This window comes from Streptomyces termitum (assembly GCF_014650175.1).
Lineage (GTDB): Bacteria > Actinomycetota > Actinomycetes > Streptomycetales > Streptomycetaceae > Streptomyces > Streptomyces termitum.
On record NZ_BMUL01000011.1, the window covers coordinates 1 to 16611 of the forward strand.

Genomic DNA, 16611 nt, shown 5'->3' on the forward strand with positions numbered 1-16611 from the left:
TTGGCACGCTGTTGAGTTCTCAAGGTGCGGACGCTTCCTTCAGTCCCGTTTCCGGGCCCTCCGGGCGCTTCCTTCGTTTCCGACTCTATCAGATCTTTCCGATCCGATTTCCTCGGTGCTTTCCGGTCCCGATTCTTTTTCTTTCCTCGGGGCCTTCCGGCGCTTTCCGACTTTATCAGAACCATTTCCGGCTACCTAATCGGCGGCTTTTCGTGATTCGAAGATGAGAATCGGAAGTGAGTCAGACTCTAGTTGATTGCTGCCGAGTTTGTCCAACTCCAGGCAACCACACGAATCTACCTCCCCACGCATGCCGTGTCAACGGCTTTTGTGGGTACTGGAGGACCCTAGCAGCTCGTCAGGGTGCCTCGCACATCGGGCGGCTCAGCCGGCCGGGGGAAAGTCGGGGGGAAAGACCGAGGGCGGGGTGTCGAGGTCTTCCAGTTCGATGCCGGGGGCCGCGAGGACGACGTCGCCGGCGATGTGAACGGTGTGCCGCTCCCCCGTGTCGAGGGTGTCGACCCGGTACTCGTCGACGGTCAGGGGGCCGGTGTCCGTGGGGTGCTCCGCGCTTTTCAGCAGGGTCCAGGACTGGTCGACCGTGAGGGGGGCGAGGACCGGGTCCGTGAAGGCGACCAGCCGGACGCGGGTTCCGGGGGAATCCGGGGTGAGGCGGAGGAGGCGGGTCAGGGCGACCAGGAAGGCCGGGGACGTACCGGTGAAGGCGTGGGCGCGGACGTTTCCCTCGGTGGCCTCGGCGCCGGTGGGGTCGGTGCGGACCCAGGTGACGCCGTCGAGGGCGGCGGCGCGGACCTGCCAGCCGCCGGACTGGAGTTCCAGGCGGATCGGGCGGCCCAGCCCGTCGATCGCCAGGTCGGCCGAGCCACGGTGTTCGCCGGCGGGGGTGGTGAGCCGGGAGACGTACCGCCAGCCGGAAGGGCCGGGGGCGCAGTGGAAGTGCTCCTCGCCGAGGGGGGTGTGGTCGTGCGGGTCGTGGAGCGAGTAGCGGCCGCGGGGCATGGGTCCTCGGGTGGGTCGGAGGGACGGGGCAGGCCCCCGGCACGGGGTGCCGGGGGCCTGCTGGGGTGCGCTGCGGAGATCCGGAGGGGATCAGTAGCGGTAGTGGTCCGGCTTGTACGGGCCCTCGACCTGGACGCCGATGTAGGCGGCCTGCTCCGGGCGGAGGGTCGTGAGCCTCACGCCGAGCGCGTCGAGGTGGAGACGGGCGACCTTCTCGTCCAGGTGCTTGGGCAGCGTGTAGACGTCCGTCGGATACTCCTCCGGCTTCGTGAAGAGCTCGATCTGGGCCAGCGTCTGGTCCGCGAAGGAGTTCGACATCACGAAGGACGGGTGGCCGGTGGCGTTGCCCAGGTTCAGCAGACGGCCCTCGGACAGGACGATCAGGACCTTGCCGTCCTCGAAGGTCCAGGTGTGGACCTGCGGCTTGACCTCGTCCTTCACGATGCCCGGAATCTTCGCCAGACCCGCCATGTCGATCTCGTTGTCGAAGTGACCGATGTTGCCCACGATCGCCTGGTGCTTCATCCGGGCCATGTCCGAGGCCATGATGATGTCCTTGTTGCCCGTGGTGGTGATGAAGATGTCGGCGGTCTCGACCACATCGTCGAGGGTGGCGACCTGGTAGCCGTCCATCGCCGCCTGGAGGGCGCAGATGGGGTCGATCTCGGTGACGATCACCCGGGCACCCTGGCCACGCAGCGACTCGGCGCAGCCCTTGCCGACGTCGCCGTAGCCGAACACCACCGCCGTCTTGCCGCCGATGAGGACGTCGGTGGCGCGGTTGATGCCGTCGATCAGCGAGTGGCGGCAGCCGTACTTNGGTACCGGCCTGCATCATCTCGTAGAGACGGTGGACGCCGGTGGTGGTCTCCTCGGTCACGCCGCGGATCTCGGACGCGAGCTGGGTCCACTTCTGGGGGGACTCGGCAAGGGTGCGGTTGAGGAGGCGGAGGATGTAGCCGTACTCCTCGCTGTCCGCGGTGGCCGGGTCCGGGGCGGCGCCGGCCTTCTCGAACTCGACACCCTTGTGGACGAGGAGGGTGGCGTCACCGCCGTCGTCCAGGATCATGTTCGGGCCGCCGGTGGGGGTGTTCGGCCAGGTCAGGGCCTGCTCCGTGCACCACCAGTACTCCTCCAGGGTCTCGCCCTTCCAGGCGAAGACCGGGACGCCCTGCGGGTTCTCCGGGGTGCCGTTCGGGCCGACGGCGATGGCCGCGGCGGCGTGGTCCTGGGTGGAGAAGATGTTGCAGGAGGCCCAGCGGACGTCGGCGCCGAGGGCGACCAGCGTCTCGATGAGGACGGCGGTCTGCACGGTCATGTGCAGCGAGCCGGTGATCCGGGCACCGGCCAGCGGCTGCGCCGCGGCGTACTCGCGGCGGATCGACATCAGACCGGGCATCTCGTGCTCGGCGAGGGTGATCTCCTTGCGGCCGAACGTGGCCAGGGACAGGTCGGCGACCTTGAAGTCCTGCTGTGCGGCAGTCGTCATGACGGGTGCTGCTCCTCGTGGATCGGATGGGCGAGGGTCGGTCGGTGGCGCCTGACACCGCGGTCGAGGCACCTGCGGGCACACGAATGCCCGGGTGGTGCGCGGTGCAGTCGTCGGAGGCCCTCTCTCCCTCGGCCGGTCCCCTGGGGAACCGCCCGACCGCCATCAGCAGCGACGTCTGGCTCGTCTCGAATCTACACCGATCGGCCGCACGGACCACAGTCCGCACGGGTGAGGCCCCCGGGGCGGCGCGGTGCGCTCCGGGGGCCTCGGCCGGGTGTTCGGCGGGTGGTGCGGGGGTTCGTACGGGAGGCGTACGAAGGTCTGTGGGGTCCGTGGAGTCTGCGGGGTGTGCCGGGTGGCGGCGGGCTCAGTGGCCGGTGCCGCCGGGGCTCTTGGCCGGGTTGGAGCCGGTCGCGGCGGCGGAGTCGCTGTAGATGTCGGGCTCCAGGTAGATCACCCGGGCGATCGGGACGGCGGCGCGGATGCGGGCCTCGGCATCGTTGATGGCCTGGGCGACCTCGGTGGCCGAGTCGTCGTGCTGGACGGCGACCTTGGCGGCGACGAGGAGCTCCTCCGGGCCGAGGTGGAGGGTGCGCATGTGGATGAGGCGGGTCACGGTGTCGCCGTCGACGATCGCGTCCTCGATCTTCTTGACCTCGTCGAGGCCGGCGGACTCGCCGAGCAACAGCGACTTGGTCTCGGCGGCGAGGACGAAGGCGATGAGGACGAGCAGGACGCCGATGCAGAGGGTGCCGATGCCGTCCCAGACGCCGTCGCCGGTGGCGAGGGCCAGGCCGACGCCGCCGAGGGCGAGGACGAGGCCGATGAGGGCGCCGAAGTCCTCCAGGAGGACGACGGGCAGCTCGGGGGCCTTGGCGCGGCGCACGAACTCCTTCCAGGAGAGGTTGCCGCGGATCTCGTTCGACTCCTTGATCGCGGTGCGGAAGGAGAAGGACTCGGCGATGATCGCGAAGACGAGGACGCCGACCGGCCAGTACCAGGCCTCGATCGGGTGCGGCTCCTTGATCTTCTCGTAGCCCTCGTAGAGCGCGAACATGCCGCCGAGGGAGAAGAGGACGATGGAGACGAGGAAGGCGTAGATGTACCGCTCGCGGCCGTAGCCGAAGGGGTGCTGGGGGGTGGCCTCGCGCTGGGCCTTCTTGCCGCCGAGCAGGAGGAGGCCCTGGTTGCCGGAGTCGGCGAGCGAGTGGACGCTCTCGGCCAGCATCGACGACGAGCCACTGAAGAGGAACGCCACGAACTTGGCTACGGCGATCGCGAGGTTGGCGGCGAGGGCCGCCACGATCGCCTTGGTTCCGCCTGACGCGCTCATCGGTCTGCCTGTTCCCTTCGTCGGTGCTCCGGCCGGGCGGCCGTACGGCCGGTCATTGTCGCATCAGGCCACGACGGTGGCGCGGAACACCGTGCCCGCTCCGGAGAGTTCGACGGATTCACCGGCCGGGACGAAGACGGATTCGCCCGGTGTGAGGGGGATTGCCCCGGCGGTGGGGCGGCCCGCGGTGGCGAGCAGGATCTGCGGGGTGCCGGTGGTGAGGTCGGTGGGGGCGGCGCCCTCGGACCGTACGAAGCGGGAGAGGCGGAACTCGTCGATGGGGGTCTCGTAGACCTCTTCTCCCGTCGGGGACGCCTCTGGGCGGAGCACGGCGGGCTCGGCGGGGTCGAAGCGGACGATCCGGAGGAGTTCGGGGACGTCGACGTGCTTGGGGGTGAGGCCGCAGCGCAGCACGTTGTCGCTGTTGGCCATGATCTCGACGCCGAGGCCGGAGACGTAGGCGTGCGGGACGCCCGCGCCGAGGTAGAGGGCCTCGCCGGGCTGGAGCCGGATGTGGTGCAGCAGCATCGCGGCGATGACGCCGGGGTCGCGCGGGAAGTGGTGGGCGAGGACGGCGTACGGGGCGTGGGCGCCGCCGAGCCGGGCGGCGGCCTCGGCGGCCTCGGTGACGGTCCCGGCCATCTCCGCCGGGTCGGCGGTGAGCAGGGCGGTGAGGACCTCGCGGAGGGCGGCGTCCTCGGGGTGGGCGAGGAGGAGGTCCGCGTAGGGCTTGAGGGAGTCGACGCCGAGGGCGGCGAGGGTGTCGGCGGCGTCGGCGGGGGCGCGGAAGCCGCAGAAGCCCTCGAAGGGGGTGAGGGCGCAGATCATCTCGGGCTTGTGGTTGGCGTCCCGGTACGTGCGGTGGGGGGCGTCGAGCGGGATGCCTGCGGCCTCCTCCGCGGCGTATCCGGCACGGGCCTGGTCGAGGTCGGGGTGGACCTGGAGGGAGAGCGGGGCGCCGGCGGCGAGGACCTTGAGGAGGAAGGGCAGGCGGGGGCCGAACTTCGCCTCGGCGGCGGCGCCCAGTTCGCGTACGGGGTCGGCCTCGATCAGCTCGTCGAGCGGCCCGCGCGGGGTGAGGGAGGGACCGCCGGGGTGGGCGCCCATCCACAACTCGGCCTGCGGCTCGCCGGTGGGGGCGGTGCCGAGCAGCTCCGGGAGGGCCGTCGTGGATCCCCAGGCGTAGGGGCGGACGGTGTTGACGAGGCGGTCCATGGTGCCTTCCAGCTCCTCGGGGCGGGGACGGTGGTGATGACGGTGCCGGACGCGGCGGCGCGGTGCCGGGTCTGACGGTGTCAGACGCCAGGTGACAGGGGGCGGGTGACGGGCGGGGGTCCGGGACCTGGCGCGGGGGTGGCCGGGGGCGTGCGCGGGGGTGTGCGCACGGGTGCGGCCCGGGGGTGTGCGCGAAGGTGTCGCGCCTCGGGTTCGGTGTGCGGCGCGCCGTACTCCGTGCTCCTCCGGGGCCGGGGCCTGGTTCCCGGTGGCCGGTTTCTCCGGGCTCGGTGCCCGGTGGCCCGTTCCTGGTTCCCGGTGGGGTCGGCGGGGGTCAGGGGGCGGGGTGGGCCGGGGTGGCGAGGGAGAGGTAGACGGCGGCGAAGTCGGTGACGGCGAGGAGCTCCGCGAGGGTCTCCAGCGGGTCGCCCTCCTCCGGTTCCAGCTCGCTGAGCGCGGTGTCGTGGCCGAGGGCGAGTTCGCGGGCGGCGGGGGCGGCGCTGAGGCCGCCCGCCGGGCGGTCGCGGAGGAGGACGACGCGGGCGCGCAGGGCCTGGGGCTCCTCGACACGGTCGCGGAAGAAGTCGTCCGGGTCGGCCGCGGCGGCGTATGCGCCGGCGAGGAGGACGCCGTGGGCGGGGAGCGCCTCGGGAAGCTCGGCGGCGAGGGCCGGGAGGCCGGCGAGTTCGGCGAGGACGGCGGCGAAGCGGCGGCCGGCCGGTCCTGCGGCCTCGCCCTCGGTCCAGACGAGCGGGAGGGTCTCGGAGAGTTCGGTGGCGAGGGTCTTCGCCGGGTTGGAGTACGTGGCGATGGCCGGGCCGCAGCGTTCGGCGGTGCGGTCGAGGCGGTCGGCGACCCGCTCCAGGGCCTCGGGCGGCGCTTCGAGGAGGCCGACGCGGTCGAGGAGGGCGAGGAGCGGGGTGAAGAGGGCCCAGAGGGCGCCGGGGCTGGCGGCGAGGTTCTCGCCGTACTCGTCGGGCTGCTCGTGCGGGGCCATCGCCATGGGGACGAAAAGGCCGCGGGAGCCGCTGACGGCCTCGGAGAGGGGGCAGTCGCGGGGGGCGACGGCGACGACGGTGATGCCGCGGCGGTACGCCTGCTCGGCGAGGAGCGCGAGGCCGGGCTCGGAGCCGTCGGTGGTGGGGAGCAGCAGGAGGTCCACGGAGCCGGCCCAGCCGGGGAGGGCCCAGCGGAGGGCGCCGGCGGCGGGGGCGACGCCGGTGGGCGCGAGCCGTACGACGGGGGCGGAGGCTCCGGCGAGGGCCCCGATCAGGTCGGCGACGCCCGCGGCGGCGGTGCCGGGTCCCGCGACGAGGACGGCACGGGGGCGGCCCTCGGGGCGGAGGGCGGCGATGCCGGCCTCCGCGGCGTGGCGTGCGGCGGTCCTGACCCGGGCGCCCGCTTCGGCGGCGCCGCGCAGGAGGCCGCGGCGGTCGGCCAGGGCGAGGGCGTCCGGCGCGTCGAGCAGGGTCTCGTCCAGCATGGGGGCCTCCGGGGCGGGGTCCGGGTCGAGGATGTCCGGCCAGGGCGCCTGGTCCGGGGCCCAGGGTGGCTGGCCTGAGGGGTCGGCCGGGGTTGTCGGCCTGGATGTCCTGGTGCTGGTGGCCGGGCTTGGAGCCAGGATTTTGGATCCAAGGTCCGGGATCTCGGATCCAAAATCCAGGATCCAGGAGCTTGGATCCGGGATCCGGAATCCGAGGTCGTGGAACTTGGATCCTGAACCTTGGATCCACGATCGCGGATCTTGGATCCAAGACCATGGATCTGGAATCCAGGAGCCGTAATGCAGGATCCGGGATCCGGAGCATTGGATCCGGGATTCCGGACGCCGGATCCAGAAGTCGGGATCCGGGATCCAAAATCCAGTGGTCCGGAGCATCCGTCCGGCCGGGCCAGGGCCCCCGGTCAGGAGGGGCGGCGGGCCTCGTCGACGAGGAGGACCGGGATCGCGTCGCGTACCGGGTAGGCGAGGCCGCAGTCGGCGGAGGCGCAGACCAGTTCGGGGGTCTCGTCGGCCGTGCGGTCGTTCAGCGGAGCGTGGCAGGCCGGGCAGGCCAGGATCTCCAGGAGGCCGGCTTCGAGCGGCATGGGGTGTCCCTTCGTACCAGAGAACAGTGCTGGTCAGCCTACCGCCGGGGGCGGGGGGACGCGGCTCGGCGAGCGGTCTTCCCCCGGGGCCCCGGCGGCGGGCGGGTCAGGCGCGGACGAGGGCGAGGACCTCGTCGCGGACCGCGGTCATGGTGGCCTCGTCGCGGGCCTCGACGTTGAGGCGGAGCAGCGGCTCGGTGTTGGAGGCGCGGAGGTTGAACCACCAGTCGGCGGTGGTGACGGTGAGGCCGTCGAGCTCGTCGAGGGTGACGCCGTCGCGGTGCTCGTACGCGGCCTTGATCGCGGCGGTCCTGGCGGCCTGGTCGGCGACGGTGGAGTTGATCTCACCGGAGCCGGTGTAGCGGTCGTAGGCGGCGGTCAGCTCGGAGAGCGGGCCGGGCTGGCCGCCGAGAGCGGCGAGGACGTGGAGCGCGGCGAGCATGCCGGTGTCGGCGTTCCAGAAGTCCTTGAAGTAGTAGTGCGCGGAGTGCTCGCCGCCGAAGACGGCGCCGGACTTCGCCATCTCCTCCTTGATGAAGGAGTGGCCGACGCGGGTGCGGACGGGGGTGCCGCCGTGCTCGCGGACGACCTCGGGGACGGACCAGGAGGTGATCAGGTTGTGGATGACCGTGCCGCCGGGGTGCTTGGCCAGCTCGCGGGCCGCGACGAGGGCGGTGATCGCGGACGGGGAGACCGGCTCGCCGCGCTCGTCGACGACGAAGCAGCGGTCGGCGTCGCCGTCGAAGGCGAGGCCGAGGTCGGCCTCCTCGGCGCGGACACGGGCCTGGAGGTCGACGATGTTCTTCGGGTCGAGGGGGTTGGCCTCGTGGTTCGGGAAGGTGCCGTCGAGCTCGAAGTACATCGGGACGACATCGAGCGGGAGGCCGTCGAGGACGGTGGGGACGGTGTGGCCGCCCATGCCGTTGCCCGCGTCGACGACCACCTTGAGGGGGCGGATCGCGGTGAGGTCGACCAGCGCCTTGAGGTGGGCGGCGTAGTCGGCGAGGGTGTCCCGCTCGGTGACGGTGCCGGGGGTGGCGGCGGCCTCGGGGGCGCCCTCCTCCAGCCAGCGCTCGGCGAGGGCGCGGATGTCGGAGAGGCCGGTGTCCTGGCCGACGGGGGCGGCACCGGCGCGGCACATCTTGATGCCGTTGTACTGGGCCGGGTTGTGCGACGCGGTGAACATGGCGCCCGGCAGGCCGAGGCTGCCGGAGGCGAAGTACAGCTGGTCGGTGGAGCAGAGCCCGATGAGGGTGACGTCGGCGCCGAGGCGGGTCGCGCCGCGCGCGAAGGCGTCGGAGAGGCCGGGCGACGAGGGGCGCATGTCGTGGCCGACGACGATCGCGTCGGCTCCGGTCACCTGGACGAAGGCGGCGCCGAACAGCTCGGCGAGCCGCTCGTCCCACTGGTCCGGGACCACCCCGCGGACGTCGTACGCCTTCACGATCTGCGACAGATCGGCAGTCACGGATCCACCCTCCTGAGTTCTCGGCACGCGTGTGCGGCGCGCGTACGGAACGCCCAAACTACCCGGGGGCGGGACGGGGCACCCCGGCGGCGGTCCGCGGGGGCCGGTATCCGCCGTCGGTCGGCGGAGGAACGATCCCCCTGGCGGCGGATCGGAACGGGGCGCGGTCCCGTGCCGCGGAGGCGGACGGTGTCAGTTGTCGGGGGAGCGCAGGACGCGGAGGTGGCCCCGGCGACCCACTTCCATGGGGTCGCCGTTGCGTCCGGTGCCGGGTTTGCCGCCGGGCTCGGCGGCGCGCTCCTGGGGGCGGGCCGCTTCCCTGACCGCGTTGGCCAAGGCTTCGAGGTCGTCGCCGCTGGGGCGGCCGGGGGCGGATCCGTCGGAGAGCCGCACGACCTCCCAGCCGCGCGGGGCGGTGAGGCGCTCGCTGTGCTCGGCGCACAGGTCGTAGCAGTGGGGCTCGGCGTAAGTGGCGAGCGGGCCGAGGACCGCGGTCGAGTCGGCATAGACGTACGTCAGTGTCGCGACGGCAGGGCGGCCGCACGCGGTGCGCGAACAGCGACGTACAGGGCTCACGACGTTGGACGGTACCGCACTCTTGAGCGGGCCGCGACGACTCTCCCCCAGGTCACTCCACCGTGTCGCGGTGTGACGTCCGACACCCCCCTTCGGGTGAGGGCCGTTCCGACCTGCGGACGAGCGGTTCCAAGGGGGGTCGGGCGGAGGCCGATCCGGACAGCCGAACGAGGGTTTCCGGTCAGGCGCGGCCAGATGGCCGATCCTCGACCGCTCCCGAATCGTGCCCTTGACCGCCCGGATTGTTCAGGTTCGGACAGCGGGTGGCGGGGACCGGGGGCCGGAACCCGGCGTCCGGCGGGGACGCGCCACGGTGCGGAGTGACCCAGGAGAGTTACGCTGCGTCAGTGATGGACACTCCTGGGCCGCCCGTGCCGCCGAGCCCCCCGCAGGGCTCCGCGCAGCCTCCGGCCGAGCCGCGGGTCCGCCGCCGCGACCGGCACGGCCGCGGCATGCGGGGGCCGGTCGCACCGCCGCAGGTCCCGCTCTCCGTGAGCCGTGCGGACACCTTCCGCGATCTGGTCCTGGACTCGGTGGAGCGGCTGGAGCGGCGCTGGCCGCAGCTCCAGGACGTCGAGTTCATGATCATGGACGTGCCGCCGCCGGTGCCGGGCGAGTCGGTGCCGCTGGGCGGTTCGACGCCGGCCGAGAAGCGGGAGCCCGCCCGGGTGGTCGTCTACCGGCGGCCGGTCGAGCTGCGCTCCAAGACGCGAGACGAGCGTGCGGCGCTGGTCCACGAGGTCGTGGTCGAGCAGGTCGCCGAGCTGCTGGGCCTCTCCCCCGAGTCGGTCGACCCCCGGTACGGGCAGGACTGAGCCTCCCTCGGTACGGGACCCGGTACGGGTTCTGTCGGTACGGGAAGGCGCCGCACCTCGTGGCCGGGTCTCGTGACCGGACCCCGTGGCCGGGCCCTGTGGCCGGGTCTCGTGGCCGGGTCTCGTGAAGGGCCGAGCCCCGCGTCCGGTGCGGGCGCGGGGCTCGGGGGTGCGGACACCGGGCGCCGCGCGGGGGCGCGGGCCGGGCCGTCGGGGTCAGTCGAGGACGCCGAGGTTCTGGCGGGCGGTCGGGACCCGGACGGTGCCCCGGTCGTCGACGAGGTTCTGGATCGTGAACATCGGGACGCCCTCCTCCGTGACGGCGAGCATCCGCGAGCCGTGGACCGGGCCGCCCGAGACCGTCTCGACGGTGAGCGCGAAGCTGCCCTTGACGTCCTTGGGCGCCAGGTCCGCGAGGACGGTCGTGGTGCCCGCCTTGAGGTCGACGGTCCGGGTGGCGGGGGTGCCGCCCTCGGTGCCGGCCGAGGCGGTGACCTTCACCTGGGCGGCGGCGTCGGGGGCGCTGAGGACCAGGGTGGTGCCCTGGGCGCGGTTGTCGGCGAGCGTGGCGCGGGCGGTGACGGGCGCGGCGGCCGGCACGAAGGCCGTCTCCTGGGCCTCGCCCTTGCCCCGCAGGACCCGCAGCGCGGCCACGACCGGCACCGGCTTCTTGGGGTCGGCCGGGGTGAGCAGCAGGGAGCCGGCGGCGCCCCGGTTGAGCTCGGGCAGGTCGATCGAGGCGGTCATGCCCGCCTTGACGTGCAGCGAGTCCCCGGCGGCCGGGACGATCTTCCCGCTGGGGGTGACCAGCTGGATCTTCAGGTTGGCGTCGGACTCGCCGGGGGCGAGGGCCATCAGGCGGACGCCGGTGGCGTCGGCCGGGATGCCGGGGAGGACGGCGCTGGGCGAGGGGTCGGCGGAGGCGGCGAGCCAGTCGCTGCCGAGGCCGTCGGCGGCGGCGCCGAGGACGGCGCCGACCCGGCCACTGCGGGTGGTGACGTGGGCGGTGAGGATCTCCTGGGAGCCCTCGGCGAGGAGCGGGCCGAGGAGGACCGGGACGGTGGCGCGCGGCGGCACCTGGACGCCCTCGGGGATGGAGGTCTTCAGCTTGCCCTCGGGGCCGTACAGCTCGATGTCGGCGACGGCGAGGGTGTCGTCGGGGTTGGTGAGGTGGATGTAGTCCGCGCGGCCCTTGGCGGTGGAGGCGCCGGGGAACCAGAAGTCGGTGTCCGGGGCGGAGCAGGCGACGCCGAGGAGGCCGCGGGCGGAGCCGGCCGGGACGAGGGTGGTCTGCTGGACGGTCCAGCCGGGGGCGAGGGCGCCGGTGGCGGTGCCGGTGAGGCCGTGGGCGACGGGGCCGTCGGTCTTGGTGGAGACGGGCTTGCCGGGGGCGGTGACCGGGGCGGGGGCCTTCGGCTCCTTGGCCTTCTTGTCGTCCTTCTTCTTGTCGTCGGCGCCGGCGCCGCCGGCCGGGCCCGGGTTCGGCGCGGGGGTGAGGACGGCGGCGGACTTGGCGGCCGTGCCGTCGCCGCCCGCCGCCGGGGCGGTGCCGGGCGGGGTGTAGGCGGTGGTGAGGGTCTCGCCGACCTCGGAGGAGGTGGGCGCGGGGCAGAGCAGGGAGGTGCGCTCCACCGGGAGGCGGGCCGCCTGGGGGGCGGGTCCCGCGGCGGCCGCGGCGGGCTCCTCGGGGGCGGTCAGCGCGGCGAAGCCGGTGACGGCGGCGAGGGCCGTGGCGGCCGCGATCAGGGAGAGGGTGGTGCGCTTCACTGGTTGCTGCTCCCGTCGGGACGCTGCTCGGTCTCGTGGCCCTGGGGGTATCCGTAGCCGTAGCCGGCGTAGGGGTCGTACGCCTGCGGGTTCTGCGGGTCGTACGCCTGCGGGTCGTGGCCCTGGGCCGGGTCGTACCCCTGCGCGGGGTAGCCCTGCGGGTCGTAGCCCTGGGCGGCGCCGTAGCCGTCCTGGGGGCCGTAGCCCTGGTCGTAGCCCTGCTGGGGGTACGCGTACGCCTGCTGCTGGTACGGGTCGGCGGCGTACTCCTGACCGTATTCCTGGCTGTAGTCCTGGCCGTACGCCTGCTGGGCGTGGGCCGGGTCCTGGCCCGTGGTGTCCCACGCGTCCGGCTCGGCGGTCTGCTGCCCGGGGACGGAGGCGGGGACGGGGGCGGGCCCGGCGGGGTGCGGCGGGTCCTCCGGGTCGTCGGGGAGGGTCTCGGCGGCGGCTTCCGCCTCGGCGGCGGCGCGCAGGCGGCGGGCGCGGCGGCCGTCGCCGTCGGCCTGGGCCGGGAGGACGGCCTCCTCCTCGGGGAGGTCGTCGTCGATCTCGCGGCGGCGGCCGGGGAGGGCGAGGACCACGAGGAGGAGGGCGAGGCCGAGCTGGGTCCAGATCCAGACGGTGTGCGTGAACGGCTCGTCGTGGGTGAGGTCCAGGCGGCCGCCCTCGGCGGGGAGCTCGAAGCCCTGGGCCCAGCCGCCGACGGTGGTCGGGGTGAGGGCGGTGCCGTCCAGGGTGGCGGTCCAGCCCTCGTCGGCGCGGTCGGCGAGACGCAGCACGCGGCCGGCGGGGCCCGCCGGGATCTCGGTGTGGGCCTCGACCGGGCCGGAGGGCACCAGGACGGCCTTGGCGGCGTCCGCCCCGGCGGGGGCGGCGTCCTTGGCGGTGGGCGGGACGATCATGACGCGGGCGATCTCGCGGTCGACCCGCCACAGGGCGGCGCCGTCGAGCTGGCTGAGCCGGGAGAGGCCCGGGGTGGTGTCGAGGACGCGGCTCATCTGGCGCGGGGCGCCGTCCTTGACGAGCACGTACCGGATGGCGAAGCCGCTCAGCTCCTCGGTCTGGTCGGCGCCGGAGCCGGCGACCAGTTTGGCGACGACGGAGTCGAGGCGGGGGTCGGGGTCGGCGCCGGCGGTCAGCTCGGCGTCGCCGAGGCGGGCGCCGGAGCCGCGGACCAGGGTGTAGTCGACCTCGCCCGCGGAGGCGCCGGCGAGCACCAGGGTGCGGGGCTGGTCCTCCTGGCCGCTCTCCTCGGCGACGAAGGCGGGGACCTGGACGGGGTCGCGGCGGGTCAGCGGGCCGTCGGCGCCGCCGATCATCCAGCCGGCGGCGGCGACGGCGGGGCCGACGGCGCAGGCGAGGGCGATGAGGGCGGCGACGGGCTGGCGCCAGCCGAAGCCGTGGGCGGCGACGCGGGTGCGGCCGCCCTCGGCGCCGACCATGCCGGCGGCGATCAGGGCGGCGCCGTAGACGAGGGTGGCGGGGCCGGCCCAGCCGGTGCCGCCCGCGCCGTTGGCCAGGGCGGCGAAGAGGAGGCCGGCGAGGGCGGCGGCCCAGGCGACCAGGACCGGGAGGCGGCGCTCCTCGCGCAGCAGGGCGGCGAGCGCGGCGAGGACCAGGCCGAGGAGGAGGAGTCCGCCGGTGGTGCCGGGGCCGCCGGGGCCCGCGGCGAGCAGGTCGAGGGCGGAGGCGGTGCCGGTGCGCAGGTCCGCGCCGGCCTCGTGGAGGAAGCCGGAGGGGCTGGTCAGCAGGGAGAGCGACCAGGGGGCCAGGACCAGCATCGGGGTGCCGGTGGCGGCCAGGAAGCGGAGCCCGTACGCGGTGATGTCGTCGCGGCGGACGGCGAGGACGCCGAGGCCGAGGAGGACCGCGAGCGGCCACACGATCGGGGTGAAGGCGGTGGTGGCGGTGAGCAGCAGGGCGTACGCCCAGGTGGCGCGCCAGCTGCCGCGGTCGGGGCGGTTGAAGCCGTGGGCGGCGACGGCGGCGCGGGCGAGCAGCGGGAGCAGGACCGCGAGGACGGCGGTGCCGAGGCGGCCGGTGGCCAGCGCGCCGGTGGCGGCGGGCAGGAAGGCGTACGCGACGGCGCCCCAGGCCAGCAGGAGGCGGGAGCCGACGAGGCCGCGGGCGGCGAAGTAGGCGGTGCAGCCGGCCAGCGGGACCGAGCAGACCAGGAGGACGGTCAGCGCGGTGGAGGTGGAGCCGAGGAAGAGGGCGGAGAGCGCGGCGAGGACGCCCAGGTAGGGCGGGGCGGCCTGGGTGCCGCCGGTGCCGAGCGCGTGCCACGCGTCCGCGTACCGGTTCCACAGGTCGGAGACGGTGTCGGGGGCGGGCAGCAGGACGCCGCCCGCGAGGGAGCCGCCGGCGAAGAGGTTGCGGCAGGCGGCCAGGGAGACGAGGAGGAGGAGCGCGAAGAGGACCGGGCCGGGCCTGCGGGCGATCTTCTTGAGCCGGGCGAACTGCTCGATCTCCAGGAAGTCGGCGTCGTCGCCGCCGGGGCCCGACTCGACGGCGCCGTGGCGGGATCCTGAGTCGGCCTCGTCGCCGCCGAAGTGGGAGGCGAGCTGTTCGGCGGCGGCGCGGACGGTGGCGCCGGGCGGCGGGAAGAGGGGGCGGAGCTCGCTCGCCTCGACCGCCGGGTTCTTCCGGCGCTTGCGGGCGGCGAGGATCTTCTCGGGGCGCAGCAGGGTGGCGAGCAGGCCCATGATCTCGTCGACGGCCTGGCCGGGGGCCTTGCCGAGGAGGAGGCCGAGGGTGCGCAGGACGGTGCCGACGACGAGCCGGAGCAGGACGTACGGCAGGGCGGCGCCGCGGGTGTTGGCGAGGAGGGTGTAGACGGCGCCGGCCTTGTCGACGCGGTGCGGGCTGGCGGCGGTGCGGCCGACGCAGTCGACGGAGCGGCGCTCGCGGGCGGACGCCTCGGCGTGCCGCAGGACGGCGTCGGGGGCGACGAGGACGCGGTGGCCTGCGGCGTGGGCGCGCCAGCAGAGGTCGACGTCGTCGCGCATGAGGGGCAGGCGGCGGTCGAAGCCGCCGAGCTCCTCGAAGACGTCGCGGCGGATCAGCATGCCGGCGGTGGAGACGGAGAGCACGGAGCGGATCTGGTCGTGCTGGCCCTGGTCCTGCTCGCGGCGGTCCAGGCCGGTCCAGCGGCGTCCGCTGCGGGCGATGCTGACGCCCGCTTCGAGGAGCTGCTTGCGGTCGTACCAGCCGCGCAGCTTGGGGCCGATGACGGCGGCGTCCGCGTCGGAGTCGGCGACGCGGAGGAGTTCGGCGAGGGCGCCGGGCTCGGGGGCGCAGTCGTCGTGCAGCAGCCAGAGCCACTGGACCGGTTCGCCGTGCGGGAGGTCGGGGAGGTCGTACGCCTCGTCGTTCCAGGTGCGGCTGACGGGGTCCCAGCCGCTGGGGCGCTTGAGGTAGGGCAGGTCCTCGGGTCCGAGCAGGGGCGCGGTGCGGGCGGCCTCGTCGACGGCGGCGCCGAAGCCGGTGCGGCGCGCGAGGTGCAGGACGCGGTCGGCGCCGAGGGCGTCGGCGGCGAGCTGTGCGGACTCGTCGGCGCTGCCGGTGTCGGCGGCGACCGCGGCCTGCACCGGGCGCTCCTGGGCGAGCAGCCCGGAGAGCGCGTCCGGCAGCCAGCGGGCTCCGTCGTGGGTGACGAGCACGGCGGTGACGACGTGCCTGGGGAACTCAGGAGTTGAGGACATCGAGCTACGGGCCCTCCGGCCGGGGTCGCCCGCGGGGGGCGTGGGGAGCGTCTCGGACGGAGGCCCACACTAACGGCTGTGCGCGGAGGGGTCCGCCCCTGTGGATGACGGCCTGTGGACAACGGCGGCGCGGGGGCGGGGCGCGGGCACGCCGGAGCCGGGGGCGCGGACCGGGGCCCGGAGCCGCCGGGACCGGGGTCCGAACCGGCTGCGGACCGGGCCTCGGACCCGGGCTGCGGACCCGGCCCAGCCCCGGGCCGAGGCCGGGTTCGGGGGGCGGGGCCGGGGCCGGGTCCCGGGCGGACCGAGGCCGGGGTTCCCGGGGGGGGAACGGGCCCGCCCCCGCGAGGGGCGGGAGGAAAGGGTGGCGGGGGCGGGGCCGGAGAGCCAGGGAAGCGCCCGGAGGGAAAGGCGGAGGAAGGGAAAGGGAGAGCCGGGGGAAACCCGAAGGAAAGAGGGAGGAAAGCGGGGGCGCGGCAGCGAACCCGACGCGGGCGGCGGAAGCGCGGCAGCCCGGCGGCGCGGCCGTTCACGCAGAACGGTCCGTCGCCCGCTTGGTGTGCGGGGGACGGACCGTCGGGGGTCTTCGCGGGGGTTTTCGGCGGGAGTTCCTCACGGGCCGGCCGCCGGCCGGGCGCCGGTTCAGACGGCGGCCTTCTTGAGCCGGCGGCGCTCCCGCTCGGAGAGGCCGCCCCAGATGCCGAAGCGCTCGTCGTTCTGGAGCGCGTACTCCAGGCATTCGGAGCGGACTTCGCAGGCGAGGCAGACCTTCTTGGCCTCTCGGGTCGAGCCGCCCTTCTCGGGGAAGAAGGACTCGGGGTCGGTCTGCGCGCAGAGTGCGCGCTCCTGCCAGCCGAGTTCCTCGTCCGCGTCCTCGACCAGCAGTTCCTGGAACAACTCGGTCATCTGCGCCCCTCGTCTGTCTTGTGCGTCCCGTGGTGTGGCCGTGATCGAGACGGCCGAACGACACGAGTGAAATTACAAGTTTGTGCTCTGTGCGAGTCAAGCCGAGATCTGCTATTGGGCCCCGTATTCACTCTGCGGAACCAAGCGTATGCGGAAAGTGTTCATATCGCCAAAAACCGTGACACATGCCGCAGGCGATTCCCATGACGTCCTCCGTCTGCCCA

The 16611-nt window shown here is 74.1% G+C and carries 11 protein-coding genes and 1 pseudogene; 1 reads left to right on the top strand and 11 read right to left on the bottom strand.

The window, feature by feature from the left end:
• Nucleotides 1-384: 384 nt before the first annotated feature.
• The 8 genes and pseudogenes from IE219_RS20820 to IE219_RS20855 form a co-directional block, all read right to left on the bottom strand.
• Nucleotides 385-1020, bottom strand: coding sequence for a hypothetical protein (locus IE219_RS20820; RefSeq protein WP_189979683.1), 636 nt, complete (start codon nucleotides 1018-1020; stop codon nucleotides 385-387).
• A gap of 90 nt (nucleotides 1021-1110) precedes the next feature.
• Nucleotides 1111-2509: pseudogene (gene ahcY, locus IE219_RS20825) on the bottom strand (adenosylhomocysteinase).
• Nucleotides 2510-2879: 370 nt separating this feature from the next.
• The gene (locus tag IE219_RS20830) at nucleotides 2880-3845 is read right to left on the bottom strand and encodes a cation diffusion facilitator family transporter (protein ID WP_189979684.1); all 966 of its coding nucleotides are present in this window, start codon (nucleotides 3843-3845) and stop codon (nucleotides 2880-2882) included.
• Between the two features lie 63 nt (nucleotides 3846-3908).
• The gene (gene manA, locus IE219_RS20835; protein ID WP_189979685.1) at nucleotides 3909-5060 is read right to left on the bottom strand and encodes a mannose-6-phosphate isomerase, class I; all 1152 of its coding nucleotides are present in this window, start codon (nucleotides 5058-5060) and stop codon (nucleotides 3909-3911) included.
• A gap of 334 nt (nucleotides 5061-5394) precedes the next feature.
• Nucleotides 5395-6543: an SIS domain-containing protein gene (locus IE219_RS20840; protein ID WP_189979687.1), complete on the bottom strand. Its 1149-nt coding sequence runs from the start codon at nucleotides 6541-6543 to the stop codon at nucleotides 5395-5397.
• A 422-nt stretch (nucleotides 6544-6965) separates the two neighbouring features.
• Entirely contained in the window at nucleotides 6966-7148 is a 183-nt protein-coding gene (locus IE219_RS20845) for a Trm112 family protein (protein ID WP_189979689.1), read from the bottom strand.
• A 106-nt stretch (nucleotides 7149-7254) separates the two neighbouring features.
• Entirely contained in the window at nucleotides 7255-8616 is a 1362-nt protein-coding gene (locus IE219_RS20850) for a phosphomannomutase/phosphoglucomutase (RefSeq protein WP_189979691.1), read from the bottom strand.
• Between the two features lie 192 nt (nucleotides 8617-8808).
• Nucleotides 8809-9243, bottom strand: coding sequence for a DUF3499 domain-containing protein (locus IE219_RS20855; RefSeq protein ID WP_189980028.1), 435 nt, complete (start codon nucleotides 9241-9243; stop codon nucleotides 8809-8811).
• A gap of 299 nt (nucleotides 9244-9542) precedes the next feature.
• Between IE219_RS20855 and IE219_RS20860 the strand changes: the two genes are divergently transcribed.
• Nucleotides 9543-10007 (top strand): metallopeptidase family protein, encoded by a 465-nt coding sequence (locus IE219_RS20860; RefSeq protein ID WP_189980029.1) that lies wholly within the window; start codon nucleotides 9543-9545, stop codon nucleotides 10005-10007.
• Nucleotides 10008-10223: 216 nt separating this feature from the next.
• Here the strand turns inward: IE219_RS20860 and IE219_RS20865 are convergent, their stop codons facing one another.
• The 3 genes from IE219_RS20865 to IE219_RS20875 all read right to left on the bottom strand — a co-directional run bounded on the left by IE219_RS20865 (nucleotide 10224) and on the right by IE219_RS20875 (nucleotide 16387).
• On the bottom strand, nucleotides 10224-11774 hold the full coding sequence (locus IE219_RS20865) for a DUF5719 family protein (RefSeq protein WP_189979693.1): 1551 nt from the start codon (nucleotides 11772-11774) through the stop codon (nucleotides 10224-10226).
• Nucleotides 11771-15481 carry a glycosyltransferase family 2 protein gene (locus IE219_RS20870; RefSeq protein ID WP_189979695.1) on the bottom strand — a complete coding sequence of 1237 codons (3711 nt, stop codon included), beginning with the start codon at nucleotides 15479-15481 and terminating at the stop codon, nucleotides 11771-11773. The genes IE219_RS20865 and IE219_RS20870 overlap by 4 nt, the downstream gene beginning before the upstream one ends.
• Before the next feature lie 642 nt (nucleotides 15482-16123).
• Nucleotides 16124-16387 (bottom strand): WhiB family transcriptional regulator, encoded by a 264-nt coding sequence (locus IE219_RS20875; RefSeq protein WP_015033978.1) that lies wholly within the window; start codon nucleotides 16385-16387, stop codon nucleotides 16124-16126.
• Nucleotides 16388-16611 lie beyond the last annotated feature (224 nt).